Annotated in this window: 1 rRNA gene; it reads right to left on the reverse strand. The window is 52.8% G+C overall.

Features of this window, described 5'->3' with window-relative positions:
- Window positions 1-532, reverse strand: a 16S ribosomal RNA gene (locus AAHE99_RS26690); the annotation flags it as partial.

Consider the following 532-nt stretch of genomic DNA (forward strand, 5'->3'; position numbering starts at 1 on the left):
GGATTCCTGCCATGTCAAGGGTAGGTAAGGTTTTTCGCGTTGCATCGAATTAATCCACATCATCCACCGCTTGTGCGGGTCCCCGTCAATTCCTTTGAGTTTTAATCTTGCGACCGTACTCCCCAGGCGGTCTACTTCACGCGTTAGCTGCGTTACTAAGTCAATTAAGACCCAACAACTAGTAGACATCGTTTAGGGCGTGGACTACCAGGGTATCTAATCCTGTTTGCTCCCCACGCTTTCGTGCATGAGCGTCAGTTTTGACCCAGGGGGCTGCCTTCGCCATCGGTGTTCCTCCACATCTCTACGCATTTCACTGCTACACGTGGAATTCTACCCCCCTCTGCCAAACTCTAGCCTCGCAGTCTCCATCGCCATTCCCAGGTTAAGCCCGGGGATTTCACGACAGACTTACGAAACCGCCTGCGCACGCTTTACGCCCAGTAATTCCGATTAACGCTTGCACCCTACGTATTACCGCGGCTGCTGGCACGTAGTTAGCCGGTGCTTATTCTTCAGGTACCGTCAGCAG

It is taken from the genome of Pseudoduganella sp. OTU4001, from assembly GCF_038440195.1.
GTDB lineage: Bacteria > Pseudomonadota > Gammaproteobacteria > Burkholderiales > Burkholderiaceae_D > Rugamonas.